The following is a 16,616-nucleotide window of genomic DNA, read 5'->3' as shown; positions in this document are numbered from 1 at the left end:
TTAAGCCAAGCTTGTGCTATCAATCGTGTGCCATCAAGCTGCCATCAACATAACCACCTAAACATGTAGCCAAGTTAAACAAACCGCCGCCATACAACGATTTAACCACAAAAATTTTGGCAAGCCATTGGGCAACAAAACGCAATATGCTACAATCGACGCTGTTTTTGTTATGAAACTGTTACGCTGCCATCGCACCGCTAGAGAGAACAGGCGAGGAACGCTTGATGAAAAAAAACCGCTGGTATCGCCCTGTTCGCCTTTGTACTGCCAAAACCGTCGCACCGTGCGTCTTGTTGCCGTTGGCGGCCTTGCCGATGATGACCCACGCGGCAACCGTGGGCGACGCGCCTACCACCCAGCCGACCGATGCCAACCAAGCATCGCCACTCAAAGACTTAGACGCCATCATCCCAAGCGGCGCGCAGGCTATCAGTGGTGAGCAAGCCCCCCAAACGCAAGACAATGCCAATCAACAAACCAATACAGCGGCAAACGTCAATCGGGCAGATGATAGTTTGCCGCCCAGTGAGTTTGTGCCTGCCACCACGCCGCAAGGCATTTTAAACCAACTGCAAAACCTACCCTTGGGCGATTTTAACAACTTTAACCAGCCTGTTGCCAGCCTAGCCCAAAGCCGCCCAACCATTGGTTATGACCCAAGCCTCAATAACCACAACAACAGCCACGGTAGTGACGGTAGTGACAGCCAGCTAGCTGCCACCGCGTCCACACAAACCATCAAACAAGCGCATCAGCAAGTACAGACACAAATCCAAAACGACACCACCGCGCCAAATGCGCAAATGAGCAACGCTCAGCAAGCCCAAGCCGCCACCAAAGTGGCAGACGAGCTGCAGCAAGACATCACCGCAGGTGCGACCAATACCACCGACAACGCGCCTGCCGTCAGCGAGGCGCAAAATCGAACCAACCAAACCACGCAGCAAGCGGCGAGCCAAGCCACCAACATCGGCGTGGATGACACCATCGACCCCGATGACTATTTGCCTACCTATCAGCAGCAAGCCACCGCACAGCAAGCTACCACCACCCAACCTATGCATGTGCGCCGCAAAAAAAATCCGTTCAAACAGCTGGTCAATCGTGTATTGCGCCGTGACCCAGGTGTGACCTATCTAGAAGCCAAAATCACCAACGCTGATCCCGAACAAGAGCCTGCCAAAAACATCAAAGCGGCATTAGAGCGCATCACTGCCGAGTCGGTTGAGGATTTTCCTGCCAGTGCAGGGCGGCTGCGCCAAATTGCCACCGATGCCGCGCAAGCGGTCGGATATTATGACACCAAAGTAGCGTTTCGCCAATTAGCAGATGACTATATTGAGGTGATTGTCAGCCAAGTTGGTGAGCCTGTCATCGTCAAATCGCGCTTTGTTGATATCCGTGGCGAAGGCGGCGAGGGCGATAATGCGCTACCTGTGTATGAGGCAATCGAGCAAGAAATTGCGCCTAAGGTTGGCGATGTGCTCAATCATGGCGTGTATGAGCAGGCCAAAGCTACCATCCAAAACGTGGCGCGTACCAATGGCTTTTTTGATGCGCGTTGGCTCAGCCACTCTGCTGACGTGATTTTGCCTGACAATACCGCCGATATTGACTTGATTTATGACACCCAATCGCGTTATCAGTTTGGCGACATCAAGGTGTATAGCATCGACAAAGACGGCAATTTGACCGACAATCCCGACAAAATGCCAATTTCGCCCAAGCTGCTGGATCAGTTGATGACATACCAGTCGGGTGATCCGTACTATCAGCCGTTTGTTACCGCATTTAGCAATAATCTGACCGCAACGCGCTATTTTAATGGCGTGGATGTCGATGTGGTGCTACCGCCCGATGACGCAGGCAATGCCGATTTGGCGTTTGACAAGGCGCAAAATCCTGACCCAAATACCGATCCCGCTGCCCAAACCACCACGCCTGAGACGCGTGTGCAAAATCCTGAGGACTACGCACCACTACAATTTAGCCAAGATGACACGTTGCGTGAGCGGCTAAACGCGATTTCAAACAAAGCCCAAAACCTGCTCAACGCGCCTGAGGATATCCAACTGGCTGCCGATGAGCGCACAGGTTGGGGACCATTGGCAACCATCGCCAATACCATCAGCAAAATTGCCAAAAAAATTGACCGCGACGATACGCCAACGCGCCTTGCCCAAGCCAGTCAGCAAGATATCATCGCCAAGTCCACCCCTGAGCAAGTGTATACCGACAAGCGCGTGCCAACGTACGTGGTGCTAGATGCCAACAAGCCGCATGAAGCGCAAGTTGGTATCGGTTATGAAACCGACGTTGGCGTGCGCCTTGTGGGCAAGGTCAATAACAACTTGGTCAATCGCAGTGGCTTGCAAGCAGGAATCAACACATCGCTGTCAAAAAAAGACCAACTGCTTGAATTCACCGCCAGTCATCCATACAAGCACCCGATCAATGACAAGCTGACCGCGTCCATCGGTTATCAGCACAAAAAAGACGATGATTTTAGCGACAGCTTTGAGACTGATTCGGTGTATGCCAATATCGCACGCAACGTGCGCCGTGAAACAGGCTGGAATCGTACCTATTCATTGCGCTATCGTATGGATAAGCTCAACCTTAATGACGGCGTGTACGACATTGAAGAATTACCGCCGCCGTTTAACAACACGGCATCAGATGCCAACCAACAAGCGTTGTTATTTGGCTATGGTATTTCGCGCGTTATCACCAACAACTCGCTCAATCCCACCAAAGGCTACAGCCAGCGCTATTCCATCGAAGGCGCGGTCAAAGACGTGTTATCAGATACTTCGTTTGTCATTGCGCGCGCAGGCTTGGCAGGGATTTATACTTTTGGTGCGAATTTCAAACATCAAGTGTTGGCACGTGCTGATTTGGGTTATATTTATAGCGATGATTTTTATCAAGTGCCGTATCGGCTGCGCTTTTTTGCAGGCGGTGACCAAAGCATCCGCGGCTATAGCAACGACAGCCTAGGTCCGCGTTATAAAAACGATAAATTTTTAATCGGCGGTGACGCGCTGGCGGTGGGTTCGTTTGAGTACAACTATCAATTTCGTGATGGGCTGCGCGCTGCCGTGTTCACCGATTTTGGTAACGCCTATGATATCAAAGGCGATGAGAACAACTCAACCAAAGTCAGCGTTGGTACGGGTATTCGCTGGGCATCGCCGATTGGGCCTGTGCGCCTTGATGTCGCGCATGGCTTGACGAGCGACAACGATGGCTTTAAAGTACACTTTTTTATCGGCTCACCGCTGTGATGTCGGCTTGTTGTATGTTGTAACTGATACTTAGCATGATAGTGCCATGACCGAACACACGCCCCCGACAGACCCCAAAGACCACGCCAAGACGCACGACGGCAACAACGTTGAGCCGATGACAGCAGAAAAAACCGACACACCTGCCAGCTTAACCAAAAAATCCAACTGGCTGCGCGCATGGTATCCGCTGTCATTGATCGGACGGGTGGTGTTTTGGTTGGCGGTCGTGCTATTGGTGTTGGTGGCGGCAGGTTATTATGTGGTCGGCACGCCGTGGGGCACGCGCTTGATCATTCAAACCGTTGCTGACCGCACGGGTATTCGCCTTAAGACAGGCGAGGGTAACCTACGCGACGGGCTGTGGATTTATGACCTACATATCCCTGCCAGTCCGCCCAAGAGCAATATCCAGATTGATGCCGATAAAGCCTACATTAAAGTCGGCTGGCGCGCGCTACTTTTGCATAAAAACGTGCATTTGCGCGAGGCTCACATCGGCACGCTCAAAATAACCAACCTAAAACCGCCGAATAATCAGCCATTTGGCTATCCGACAGTCAATTTGACAATGAACGTGATTTTGGACGATACCACTGCTGATCTGGTGCGTTATCAGCAAGTCACGCGCGAGCCGATGGATTTTAAACAAGCCAAGGTCAAAAACTTCACGTGGCAAGGCACGCAAATGACGGTGGAAAGCGGTGCGTTTGCCTACAACGCGCTGCTGTCAATTGCCAATTTGCAAGGCGGTATGAATTTTAGCGGCGATTATCCCATCAATGCGCACGGTGACTTGGTGGTCAATGCCTTAAGCAAAGCCTATTTTGACACCTTGCACACCAAGGTCACAGGCAGCCTAAAGGATTTGTCGGCGGATATCCAAAGCCGCTACAACAACGCCGATGTCACGGGGCATCTACGCGCCCACCCGATGGAAGACCACGCGCCGTTTGATGCCAAATTGCAATGGCAGGACGCGCTGTTGCCGTATGCCAAATCACAAAATATTCGCCTCAAAAACGGCACGCTGATTGCCTCAGGGATTACCAGCGATATTCGGCTAAAGCTTGACACCGATTTGACCGCCAAAGACATCCCAAACGGACGCTACACAGGCACAGGGCGCGTGGCAGGCAAGCAGCTTGATATTGAACGCCTACACATGCAGCTTGCTGAAGGGGAGCTGGTCAGCAAAGGCAGCATTAACTGGCAAGACCGCACGCATATCAGCCTAACCAACAGCGGGCAGGGTTTTGCCATTCGTAAACTGCTGCCCGAATCGGTCGCGCCATACGCCCCTGCCACCTTGACGGGTAAGCTGTTTTTTAACTTTGATGCCGCAACCGACAATCAGCCACGGCATTATCAGCTAAGCCTACAGCAGGACGATGGCGAGCTGATAAATGCCACAATTGAGCAAGCCGTCAAGCCCAACTCACCGCAGCCGCAACCGTACATGATTGGCGCGAATTGGCGCAACGTCACGCGGCGCAATTTGCCCAACATCGGTGATTTTAACAGCCCAAGCGGACGCGCGCAGGTCAGCTACCTAAACAGCAATGCCTTGTCCGCGCAAGGCAATGCCCAGATAGTCAAGCTTAACATCGCGCCAGCAGGTGATTATCAATTTGATGTCAAAAAACGCAATGAACGTATCGACATCGCACAGCTGAATTACCAAGGCGGTGCAGGCAAGCTTGACGGTACGGGTGCAATCACCCTGGCACGGGCAGGGCAGCCGTTGGCATGGCAAATCAACGCCACCACCAACCAGTTCAACGCCAAGCGCGTCATCGACAGCGCACCGCTACAAAACCTGACAGGTACACTACAAGCCAACGGCACTTTGCGCACCATCCGCCAAGCGCAGGGTGCGCGTCTAAGCCAGCATGATATCCACATCCGCCGCGTCAATATGGCAGGCGATTTGCTGGGCGCGCAAAACAGCAAAAAACATCTGGTGCTGGCAGGCGCAGGGCAGGTCAAAGTCGATTTAGCCGACAACAGGGGCAAAAATACCCTTGACTATTTGGCGGTCAAGTTTGACGGCAACCTCAACGCACCAAACCTTCCGCAAGGCGCACTTAACATCGACATCGCAGGCAGCAGCAAGCAGCTACAAATCAACCGCTTTGAGCATCGTGGCACAGACGGCAACATCAGCGCGCGTGGCAAGCTTGATTTGACCCAAGGCGTTGGCTGGCAGCTAGCTGCCGACATGAACCGCTTTGATGCCAGTTATTTTGTGCCGCATTTGCCAAGCCAAATCACAGGTAAAATCAACACCGATGGCTTTTGGCGCAAAGACGCGCAATTTGTGCATATCAGCGATATGGATTTGTCAGGTCAATTAAAAAATAAACCGCTATCTACCCGTGGCCAGCTGACCGCGCGCCTACACCTGCCAAGCGATAGCAAAAAATTTGCCCAAGCCTTTAAAACCAACAACAGTGAGCAAATCGTCAACCAAACGCGGCGCATCGTTGAGCAGCTAAACGCCAATAACGTGCAAGTGCAATGGGGCAACAACCGCTTGACTGCCAACGGCAACCAAAACCAGCTCAATGCCCAAGTGGATGTCAGCACCCTGCATGAGCTGGTGTCATCACTCAAAGGACGGCTCAAAGGCAGCGTGATAGCCACCCAAACCGCCGCGCAAACCCTGCCTGATGTGCTGGTTGATTTGGTTGGTAGCGGCATTGCCTTGCCAAATTTTGCGGTCAGCGATGCCAAACTGGTCGGTAAACTGGTCAATCTTGCCAAATCGCCCAGCCAGCTGCAGCTAAGCGCACGCGGTATCAACGTTGCCAATCAGCCGCTGCGCGCATTGCAGCTGCGTTTTGATGGCACTCAAGCCAGCCACAACATCGGCTTTAAGGCTGATAGCACACGCGGCCAGGTGCAAGGCTTGCTCAAAGGGCAGGTTGATTTGGACAAAAAACAATGGTCGGGCGCGCTTGGTAACGCCCAAATCGGCAGCCGCTATGCCACCTTGCAGCAAATGCAGCCTGCCCAACTGGTGCTTGATTGGCAAAAACCGCGCCTTGAGCTGGCCGCGCATTGCTGGCAGATGGTCGGTAAAAACGGGCATTTGTGCTTTAAAAATAACCTCACCGCGTCGCGTGACCAAGGGCAGGTCAATCTTGCCATTCAGCAAATTGATAGCCAAGCGTTGTCGGTATTTATGCCAAAAGACATCGCGTGGTCAGGCACGCTCAACGGCAGCGCATTGGTCAATTGGCAACGCGGGCAACACCCCACCGTCAATGCCAGCTTGTATTCTGACAACGGTGTGATTGGCACCAGTCCGCAAACCCCTGAAGACGAAGCCACCACCATCGCCTATGACCGCGTGAGTGTCATCGCGCGCTCGACCGCAGAGGGGCTAAAACTGCGCGGTGATTTAAAAACCTCAGGCAGTGGCGGTGTGGGCTATCTTGATGCCACCATCAACCCCTACCAAGCCAACAAGCCGATTGCTGGCACGTTGGTGTTCCAAGACGTGAATTTGGCCATCTTTAAGCCGTTTTTCCCATCGTTTGAACGCCTAACGGGCAATGGACTGGTGGCAGGTAAAATCAGCGGCACACTCAACCAACCCAAATTTGTCGGTGATATTGAGGCACAAGACGCAGGGCTTGCCATCACAGGCGTGCCGATGAAGTTTAGCAACATCAATATGCTAGCGCACATCGACGGTAGCCGTGCCAACCTTGATGGGCAGTTTCAAGCAGGTGACGGCACAGGTACTATCACAGGCTTAATTGACTGGCAAAACCAGCTACAAGCACGCGTAAAGCTACAAGGCAAAAACCTATCGGTCAGCCAACCGCCGACACTTGCCGCCCAAATCAACCCAACGTTTGATGTCACCGTGCGCCCAAGCCAACGTTATGTCAATATCATCGGCGCGATTGATGTGCCGCGCGCCATCATCCAAATGCCCGAGCAAAGTGCAGACGTTGTCACCAAATCGCCCGATGTCAATGTCATTGACCGCCGCCTTGCCGCGCAGGTGGATGAGGTGCTGCGCGTGACCCAGCCTTGGTCCATCAATGCCGATATTGGCGTGGATTTGGGCAGTCGGGTGATTTTTCGTGGCTTTGGCACAACGTTGCCGTTGGCAGGCGCACTACACCTGACCCAACGCGGACAAGGCAGCATGAAAGCGCAAGGCGTGGTGCAGGTCGCCAAACGCTCACGCGCGGATATCTTTGGGCAAAGCCTGACGATTAATTTTGCCCAAGTACGTTTTGATGGTGATGTCAAAAACCCTGCGCTCAATATCGAGGCTGTCAAAACCGTGCAAGGCACTCAAGTCGGTGTCAAGGTGCGCGGCACAGCCAGCAAGCCTGAAATCAACGTGTTCAACGACGGTGGCCTGACCGAGCAACAAGCCATGAACGCGCTGGTGACGGGGAGTATCAACAACACAACAGGGCAGAACACCAGTAGCCAAGAGTTTGTCAATCGCGTCAATAATGCCTTGGCGGCGGCAGGCTTGAGCTATGGCTTAAGCAGCACGCGTGGGCTGACCAACCAAATTGGGCGGGCGTTTGGGTTACAAAGTCTAAGGCTTGATGCAGTCGGCACGAGCAGCGACACAGAGGTCGGCTTGATTGGCTATATCACGCCTGACTTATACATCCGCTATGGCGTTGGCGTGTTCAATGCCAATACCGCGCTTAGTATGCGCTACCAGCTCACCCGCCGTTTGTATGTCGAGGCAAAAGCGGCGACCAACAACTCAGTTGATTTGATTTATAACTGGCGGTATTGATGGATTGACAGGAAGCCACTAGCCAGTTTGGCAAAACTTGCGTATGATAAGCGATTGACTTTGATTTAGATGATTTTTGAACCATATAGGGGACACCGTGAGCCAAACCGCCACCCATCAACCAGCTGACACCCACCAACCCATGTCGTTACAACTGTTTGACACCCTAAGCGGACAAAAGCGCACCTTTGTGCCGCGTGAGGCAGGCAAAGTCGGTATGTATGTTTGCGGCATGACGGTGTATGACTATTGCCACATCGGGCATGCGCGCGTGATGGTCGCGTTTGATGTCATTGTGCGCTGGCTCGCTGCCATCGGCTATACAGTCACCTATGTGCGCAACATCACCGACATTGATGACAAAATCATTGACCGTGCGCAGCAACGTGGCGAAACCATTGGCGAATTGACCGCACGTTTTATTGCCGCCATGCATGAGGATGCCGACGCACTTGGCTGCTTGCGCCCAACACTTGAGCCACGCGCCACCGACTACATTGACGCAATGCAAGCGTTGATTGGTACGCTTGCCGACAAAGGCTTTGCCTATCAAGGCAACGATGGCGATGTGTACTATGCTGTGGACAAATTCCCCGATTATGGCAAATTGTCCAAGCGCAAGCTCAGCGATTTACAGGCAGGCGCGCGCGTGGCCACGGCCGATGACAAACGCGCTCCGTATGACTTTGTGCTGTGGAAAGCTGCCAAACCCGACGAGCCGCACTGGGCTTCGGCATGGGGTGACGGTCGCCCTGGTTGGCATATTGAATGCTCTGCCATGAGCGGCTGCTGTCTGGGCAAAACGTTTGACATTCACGGCGGCGGCCATGACTTACAATTTCCCCACCATGAAAACGAAATCGCCCAATCTGAGGGCGCAACAGGGCAGACTTACGCCAACAACTGGCTGCACGTCGGTTTTGTCAATGTTGATGGTGAAAAAATGTCCAAATCGTTGAACAATTTTTTCACCATTCGTGACGTGCTGGCACGCTTTCACCCCGAAACACTGCGCTTGTTCATTTTAGCTAGCCATTATCGCAGCCCCATTAACTTTTCTGATATCGCTTTGCAAGAGGCGCACGCCAGTTTGACGCGGTTATACCAAGCCTTGCACAACGCTGAACAGCTAACCACCAATACAGCCAGCCTGCAAGCGTCCGCACCTGTGAATACATTTGAGGAGCAGTTTAGCCGCGCGATGTGCGATGACTTTAACACCTCTGAGGCATTGGGCGTGCTATTTAGCCTAGCGCGTGAGGTCAACAAGGCGTGCCAAAACCACGACAGCGCGCAAGCTGCGGCATTGGCAAATCAGCTCAAAACGTTGGCAGCACCGCTGAATATCTTGCAGCGCGCGCCACAAGAATTCTTGCAAGCCGTGATTGGCGAGGCAGGGCTATCTGAGGCTGATATTGTGCAAGCTATTGCTGAGCGCCAAGCCGCCAAAGCTGCCAAAGACTACGCGCGCGCCGACCAAATCCGCCAAGACTTACACGCCCAAGGCATTGAATTGGCGGATGGCAAGGACGGCACGACGTGGCGCAGAATTTGACGGTCTAACATTAGGCGTTTTGGTCAAATTGTTGGAGCAAAAACGCCAACGCCGCTTGATAACCCTGCGCGCCCAAACCACAAATCACCGCCAATGCCTTGTCGCTAAAATACGAATGGTGGCGAAACGGCTCACGGCGGTGAATGTTCGACAAATGCACCTCTACAAACGGCTTATCAACTGCCAGTAATGCGTCACGCAGCGCGACTGACGTGTGGGTAAACGCGGCAGGGTTGATAACCACCGCGTCAATCAAGGCGTCGCGCTCAGCAAGCAAACCGTGGTGCTGAATGGTATCAATCAGTACCGCCTCGCTGTTAGATTGCACAAACGTCACACGCGCACCTGCTGCATCGGCTTGTTGGCGTAAGTCCGCCTCAATATCCGCGAGCGTCTGCGTACCGTAGATTTCGGGCTCACGTTTGCCCAGTAAGTTGAGGTTTGCGCCATTGATAACCAAAATATGCTTGCTCATGGTTGCCCTTATCCTCAAAATTGATGTTTAGAATTGATTTGCGCCAATCGTGCCACACGCACCGCATCCAACGCATGCCCAATCGCTGCACCTGTCAGATTGGGTGCGATATCTGCCATGCTGACACACTCGACTGCGGCTAATTGCGCATCTAATGCCATTTGCTGGCGTGCCATGTGCCATAAATTCACAATTTGTAATGCCTGCCGTAAACCATCGGAATTTTTGGGCGCATTGAAACGCTTGAATAACGCCAACCGATCCGCTGCGGTCAAGCTGTCAAAGTTTAACAAATATTGCCATTGGCTTAGTAGCAGCATGGCAAACTGCCGATAGGCTTTGGGCAGTTTTAAGCCTTGCGCAAATTGCTTAAAGCGTTGCGCGGCAAAATCTGTCGCCTGTGTAACACTGGGTGTTAAAAAAATCAGCGATACAATCGCCAAACCTGCCACCGTGTTAATGTCAGTATGATAGCGCGTTTGCTGGTAAAGCCGAAACGCTGCTGCAAGCGTTTGCCAATCGCCGCGCGCCTGTGCCTGCGTCAAAGCAGCGGCAAAATCGGGCATGATATCTACCAACACCCCCAAGTCCTGCAAACGCGTGAAAAACGTATCAGCGCGCGCCTCGCGCAATGCCTTGTGCGTCTCAAGCCATACACGCTCGGCAACCAAATGCGCCAATTCACCTGTCGCCTGCATGGTTTGCACCAGTGCACGCGTGTCTTCAGCAACTGTAAACCCTAACGCGTCAAAGCGCGCACCAAATCGCGCCAAGCGCAGCACACGCACGGGATCTTCGGTGAATGCCGCTGATACATGGCGCAGCTGGCGTGCTGCCAAATCCGCTTGCCCACCGTATGGGTCGATCACCGTGTGGTCTGTAATCGTGCTATCAAACAAACCTGCAACGGGCAATGCCATCGCGTTGATGGTCAAATCACGGCGCTGCAAATCCTGCGCTAGCGTCACCGTTGGGTCAGCATACACATGAAAGCCCAAATAACCATGCCCAAACTTGCGTTCGGTGCGCGCCAGCGCGTATTCTTCGTGGGTATCGGGATGCAAAAACACGGGAAAATCTGCACCCACTTGGCTAAAGCCGAGCGTGGTCAAATCTTCGGGTAGTGCGCCGACCACGACAAAATCACGCTCATGGTTCGTCACACCCAGCAAGCGGTCACGCACCGCCCCACCAACCAAATACACCTGCATGGGCCGATTTCCTTTTGGCTTGTAAATACAGCGTCATAAATTTTATATAAAAATGGGTCAGCGTAATGCAAACCGCCAACCCCTATTGATACACGATTTTTTACATTTTTTTAAGAATTTTTAAAATAAAAAATACTTAAAATGTTTTTGTCGCTTGTTGTGCCTGTGTAACGGCAACGGCGGTCATATTGACGATACGGCGCGCAGTTGCTGATGTGGTCAAAATATGCACAGGACGGCTTGCACCCAACAAAATCGGACCGACCGTCACGCTGTTGGTCGCAGTTTTTAGCAAGTTAAAGGCGATGTTTGCCGCGTCTAAATCAGGCATAATCAGCAAGTTTGCCGAACCTGTCAACGTGGTAAAGTCGTAGTTGGCTTTACGGATACGCTCATCGAGCGCGGTATCGCCGTGCATTTCGCCATCAAATTCAAAATCCACATCCATCTCAGCGAGAATCTCACGCGCACGGCGCATTTTGCGCGCGCTTTCGGTGTCCATCGAGCCAAAATTTGAATGCGACAGTAATGCCACACGCGGTGTGATACCAAAGTTACGCACCGCTTGTGCTGCCAAGATTGTCATTTCTGCCAATTGCTCAGGTGTTGGGTTTTCTTGCACATAGGTGTCGGCGATGAACAGGTTGCGCCCCTGAATGAGCAAGGCATTTAGTGCGTAAAAATCTTTGACATGCTCTGCTTTATCAATGACTTGCTGCACATAGCGTAAATGCAAGTGGTATGAGCCAAATGTACCGCAAATCATGCCGTCTGCCGCGCCCAATTCAACCAACAACGCGCCAATCAATGAGGTTTTGCGGCGCACATCACGGCGCGCAAGCTCGACGGTGACGCCACGGCGTTGATTTTTTTGGTAATAAAATTGCCAGTAGTCTTTGTAGCGTGGGTCGCTTTCAGGATTGACCAGCTCAAAATCCGTGCCTGCCGTCAAGCGCAAGCCCAATAGCTTGATTTGACGCTCAACAATGGCAGGTCGCCCGACCAAAATTGGTTTTGCCAAGCCTTCATCAACCACCACTTGCACCGCGCGTAGTACGTTTTCGTCCTCGCCTTCACAGTATACGATACGTTTGGGGTCTTTTTGCGCTTTGGCAAAAATTGGCTTCATCAAAAACGCTGAATTATAAACAAACTCAGACAATTTTTGGCGATAGGCGCGCATATCATGAATAGGTAGGGTAGCAACACCTGTGTCCATCGCAGCTTTGGCAACAGCAGGTGCAATTTCAATGATCAAGTTTGGCTCAAGCGGGCCGGGAATCAGGTAATCGCGCCCAAAGCGTTTGCTTTCATCAATCGCCTTTTGCCCAGCAACAGGCGTGGCCTCAACGTGTGCCATCGCGGCAATCGCACGTACGCAGGCGATTTTCATGTCTTCATTGACCGTGGTCGCGCCCACATCAAGCGCACCGCGGAAAATATAGGGGAAGCACAGCGCGTTATTAACTTGGTTTGGGTAGTCTGAACGCCCCGTGGCGATGATGACATCAGAACGGGCGGCTTTGGCATCTTCAGGCAAAATCTCGGGATTTGGGTTGGCCAACGCAAAAATAATGGGGTTGTCCGCCATTTGCTTGACCATGTCGGGCGTCAGCATACCTGCCGCCGACAAGCCTAAAAACATATCCGCGCCTGCCATCACATCTGCCAATACTTTGGCATCGGTGTCGCGTGCATAACGCTGTTTGGATTCATCCAAATTGCTGCGGCTGGTTGAGATGATGCCTTTGGAATCTGCCACCACGATGTTGTCTTTGTTCACCCCCAAGGCGCAAATCAAATCAAGGCAAGAAATCGCCGCCGCCCCTGCACCTGAGCACACCACGCGAATATCTTCGATTTTTTTGCCATTGATGAGTAAGGCGTTGAGCAATGCTGCGCCGACGATAATGGCTGTGCCGTGTTGGTCATCATGAAACACGGGAATATTCATGCGTTTGCGCAATTCGCGTTCGATATAAAAACACTCGGGCGCTTTGATGTCTTCAAGGTTGATACCGCCAAAGGTCGGCTCAAGCGCGGCAACCGCTTCAATGAATTTATCGGGGTCATTTTGCGCCACCTCGATATCAAACACATCAATGCCTGCAAATTTTTTGAACAATACGCCTTTGCCTTCCATGACAGGCTTTGAGGCAAGCGGCCCGATATTGCCAAGCCCTAGCACCGCTGTGCCGTTGGTGACCACGCCAACCAAGTTGTTGCGTGCGGTATATAGCGCGGCTTTTTTGGGGTCTTTTTCGATTTCTAAGCACGGAATTGCCACCCCTGGCGAATACGCCAGTGCCAAATCGCGTTGGTTGGCAAGGGCTTTGGTCGGGGTGACTGAGATTTTGCCAGGGCGACCGTTGGCGTGGTAGTGGAGGGCGGCTTGTTCAAACTGTTCCTTTTCTGTCGCGGTGGGCGCGGTTTTGGTATTTTCCATGAGAGTTCCTGATGATGTTAAAATATCCAAAGGTATGATTGCTTATGATGTTCGGCTTACTAGCAGCTTTATAACGTCAGCAAATACGCGAATACGTTGGCATAACAAAAATAAATACTCGCGTTTGTGGTATTCTAACACCAATTTTGCCGCTGTAAATAGATGAAAATGACCGTTGGGATGATTGTTGGCTGACTGACCATGGCACAGGGCATGGGATGACGGTGGTCAATGGCTTGACAAAAAATTTTTGACCGCCAGACAAAACCACGCAACCATTTAAGAAGAACAACTGACACAAATTTCTGCCGCATCGGGCGCAGGTGGTAGCGTATCTTCGGCGCGAGCAAGGGGTGAAACCGCATACGGATTGGTCAGTAGCTCAAACAACCGCGCCACCTCACGCATGTCACCTTGTTCGGCGCGTTCAATCGCCGCTTGCGCCATGCTGTTGCGTAGCACATACACAGGATTATACTGCGAAATTTGCGCCGCGTCGGGGTTGAGCGCGCGATAATCGGCTTGCCACGCCCTCCATGCCGCCAACCCATCAGGTGTTGCTGCCAGCTCGTTGTTTAAGGTTGCTAGCAGTGCCTGTTCATGCAAGCCTGCCTCATCGCTTGCGATCGCCAATAATGCGCGCAGGCTGTTGGTATAATCCAAGCGATGTTGCTGCATGATGTCCAAATAACGCAATGCCACCGCCGCGTTAGCTGCGCTGACAGGCAAGCCGAATTTTTGGCACAAACCGCGCTCATACGCGGCATAAAAACGCTCGCCAAAGCTGTCTAAAATATCGGTCAAAACCTCGCGGCTTAAGTCCTCACGCGCGTGTTGTTCACTAAGTGCCAACCCATCAAGGCGTAAAAAATGGGTAATTAAGCGTGATAAGTTCCACAGCGCGATCGATGGCTGATTTTGATACACATAACGCGCGTTGTAGTCTGAATGGTTGTTAATCCACATCGGGTTAAAACGCTCCATCATGCCAAATGGACCAAAATCCAGCGTCGCGCCTGTGATGGATAAATTATCGGTATTCATCACGCCGTGGGCAAAACCGACCAGCTGCCACGCCGCTAGCGTCTGTGCGGTGGCATCGACCACCGCTTGCAAAAACGCTGTGATAGGCATATTCATCGCCAAGCACTCGTCAAAATAAGTCGCAATGACATAGCGCGTAAACGGCAACAGCAAATCAGGCGCGAACGCAGCAATCCATTCAACATGCCCAAAGCGTATGTGGCTATCAGCCGTACGCAACAACGCTGCGCCACGCTCCATTCGCTCGCGGCGCACGGGTGTGTCGCTGATGACAAACCCCAGTGCATTGCTTGCGCGAATACCCAACGCATTGAGCGCGTGCCCAGCCAAATATTCACGCACCACGCTGCGAATCACCGCGCGTCCATCACCCATGCGCGAATACGGCGTGAGTCCTGCGCCTTTAAGGTGTAAATCCGTCAAACGCCCATCGGTGTCCAACACCTGCGCCATCAACAAGCCGCGCCCGTCGCCCAATTGCCCTGCCCATTGCCCAAACTGATGCCCTGCATACGCCATCGCCAGTGGTGCAAAGCCGTTTGGCACAATCTTGCCACCAATGATGGCGACCCAATTGGTCATCAAAAAATCATCATCCAACCAACCCAACCTAGCGGCTAGCTTACGATTAAAATGCCCTGCTTGCGGATTGGCAAGCGCGGTTGGCGGCTGCTTATGGTAGAGCCGCGCATCTAAGGTTGCGTAGGTATTATGAAAACGTAACATGGGCAATTCTCATGGTGGTGGCAAAACTAAGCAAACTGCTGCTGACAAATAACAATAAAATCCTTGGCAAAATGGCGCAAATCACTATCGGCGCGTGTCGCAATCCACGTCACATGTTTGCCAAACAGCTGGGTGGGGATTTTTACCAGCCCACGCGCATTGGGTGCATACGCCATCTCGGCAATCGTACCCACCCCCATGCCAAGCGCAACATACGTGCTAATCACATCGGCATCCAGTGCTGTCAAAACAATATTGGGCTGCAAACCTGCGCGCGCAAACGCCGCATCAATCGCCCCACGCCCCGTAAAGCCGCCGTGATAGGTGATCAGCGGATACTGCGCCAAAGTAGCGATATCCACGCTGTCTTGCGCCGCCAACGCATGACCCTCAGGCACAATGATGTGATGATACCAGTCATAATAGCGCGTGCATTGCAAATTGTCTTTGGTTAAAAGTGACTCGGTAGCAATGCCGATATCCGCTTGCCCTTGTGCCACCATATGTGCAATGGACTCAGGATCAGCTTGGCTTAAAATCAAGCGCACATTGGGGTAACGCTCGCGAAACCGCTTGACCACCCACGGCAGCACGTAGCGTGCTTGCGTGTGCGTCGTGGCAATCGCCAGCTCGCCTGTGTCAGGGTTTTGAAAATCCAATGTTAAATTTTCAATCGTACGAATTTCAACAAAAATTTTCTCAATATGCGGCAACAGCTGCTCGCCAATCGGCGATAACCCAACGAGCCGCTTGCCTTGGCGGATAAACACATCGGCTTTGAGCTGATTTTCTAGCGCGGCAATGTGCTTACTCAGGCTTGATTGGCTGGTGTGTAGCACCTTAGCGGCTTGGCTGAGGTTATAATCGTTGATGACCGTTTGCCACACGGTTTCAAGCTGTTTGAGCTGAATTTGTAAATGCCGCTGATTGATAACCACCTGAATCGCCATAGATGTCCTTGTTGAGATACAAAATTTGGGCTAAAGACTTGGCTATACTATAATAGCCTAAGCAAAAAAACACCACCGAGCCAATATAAAGCCAACCTGCAGTATAACACAGCCTAAGGCAAAATTTGTGCTTGTG

8 protein-coding genes are annotated in these 16,616 nt (G+C 52.2%); 3 read left to right on the top strand and 5 right to left on the bottom strand.

Going from position 1 to position 16,616, the window contains the following annotated elements; translation table 11 throughout:
* Nucleotides 1-227: 227 nt before the first annotated feature.
* The 3 genes from AC5L4R_RS06580 (at nt 228) to cysS (ending at nt 9,628) form a co-directional block, all read left to right on the top strand.
* On the top strand, nt 228-3,290 hold the full coding sequence (locus AC5L4R_RS06580) for a BamA/TamA family outer membrane protein (protein WP_494473123.1): 3,063 nt from the start codon (nt 228-230) through the stop codon (nt 3,288-3,290).
* Between the two features lie 46 nt (nt 3,291-3,336).
* Nucleotides 3,337-8,073 carry a translocation/assembly module TamB domain-containing protein gene (locus tag AC5L4R_RS06575; protein ID WP_494473122.1) on the top strand — a complete coding sequence of 1,579 codons (4,737 nt, stop codon included), beginning with the start codon at nt 3,337-3,339 and terminating at the stop codon, nt 8,071-8,073.
* 142 nt (nt 8,074-8,215) lie between these two features.
* Entirely contained in the window at nt 8,216-9,628 is a 1,413-nt protein-coding gene (gene cysS / locus AC5L4R_RS06570) for a cysteine--tRNA ligase (protein ID WP_494473146.1), read from the top strand.
* Nucleotides 9,629-9,638: 10 nt separating this feature from the next.
* Here cysS and aroQ read toward each other — a convergent pair whose 3' ends face one another.
* From aroQ to AC5L4R_RS06545, 5 genes are all read right to left on the bottom strand, one after another.
* On the bottom strand, nt 9,639-10,103 hold the full coding sequence (aroQ, locus tag AC5L4R_RS06565) for a type II 3-dehydroquinate dehydratase (protein WP_494473121.1): 465 nt from the start codon (nt 10,101-10,103) through the stop codon (nt 9,639-9,641).
* Nucleotides 10,104-10,117: 14 nt separating this feature from the next.
* On the bottom strand, nt 10,118-11,314 hold the full coding sequence (locus tag AC5L4R_RS06560) for a tRNA nucleotidyltransferase/poly(A) polymerase-related protein (RefSeq protein WP_494473120.1): 1,197 nt from the start codon (nt 11,312-11,314) through the stop codon (nt 10,118-10,120).
* A gap of 136 nt (nt 11,315-11,450) precedes the next feature.
* Nucleotides 11,451-13,760 (bottom strand): NADP-dependent malic enzyme, encoded by a 2,310-nt coding sequence (locus AC5L4R_RS06555; RefSeq protein WP_494473119.1) that lies wholly within the window; start codon nt 13,758-13,760, stop codon nt 11,451-11,453.
* 279 nt (nt 13,761-14,039) lie between these two features.
* Entirely contained in the window at nt 14,040-15,530 is a 1,491-nt protein-coding gene (locus tag AC5L4R_RS06550) for a protein adenylyltransferase SelO (RefSeq protein WP_494473118.1), read from the bottom strand.
* A gap of 26 nt (nt 15,531-15,556) precedes the next feature.
* A complete protein-coding gene (locus AC5L4R_RS06545; RefSeq protein ID WP_067055205.1) occupies nt 15,557-16,480 on the bottom strand; it encodes a LysR substrate-binding domain-containing protein in 924 nt (307 codons plus the stop codon).
* Nucleotides 16,481-16,616: the final 136 nt, after the last annotated feature.

This window comes from Faucicola sp. SE7633 (assembly GCF_059264685.1).
The sequence above is the reverse complement of the archived record's forward strand: the minus strand, read 5'-3'. Positions and strand labels throughout refer to the sequence as shown.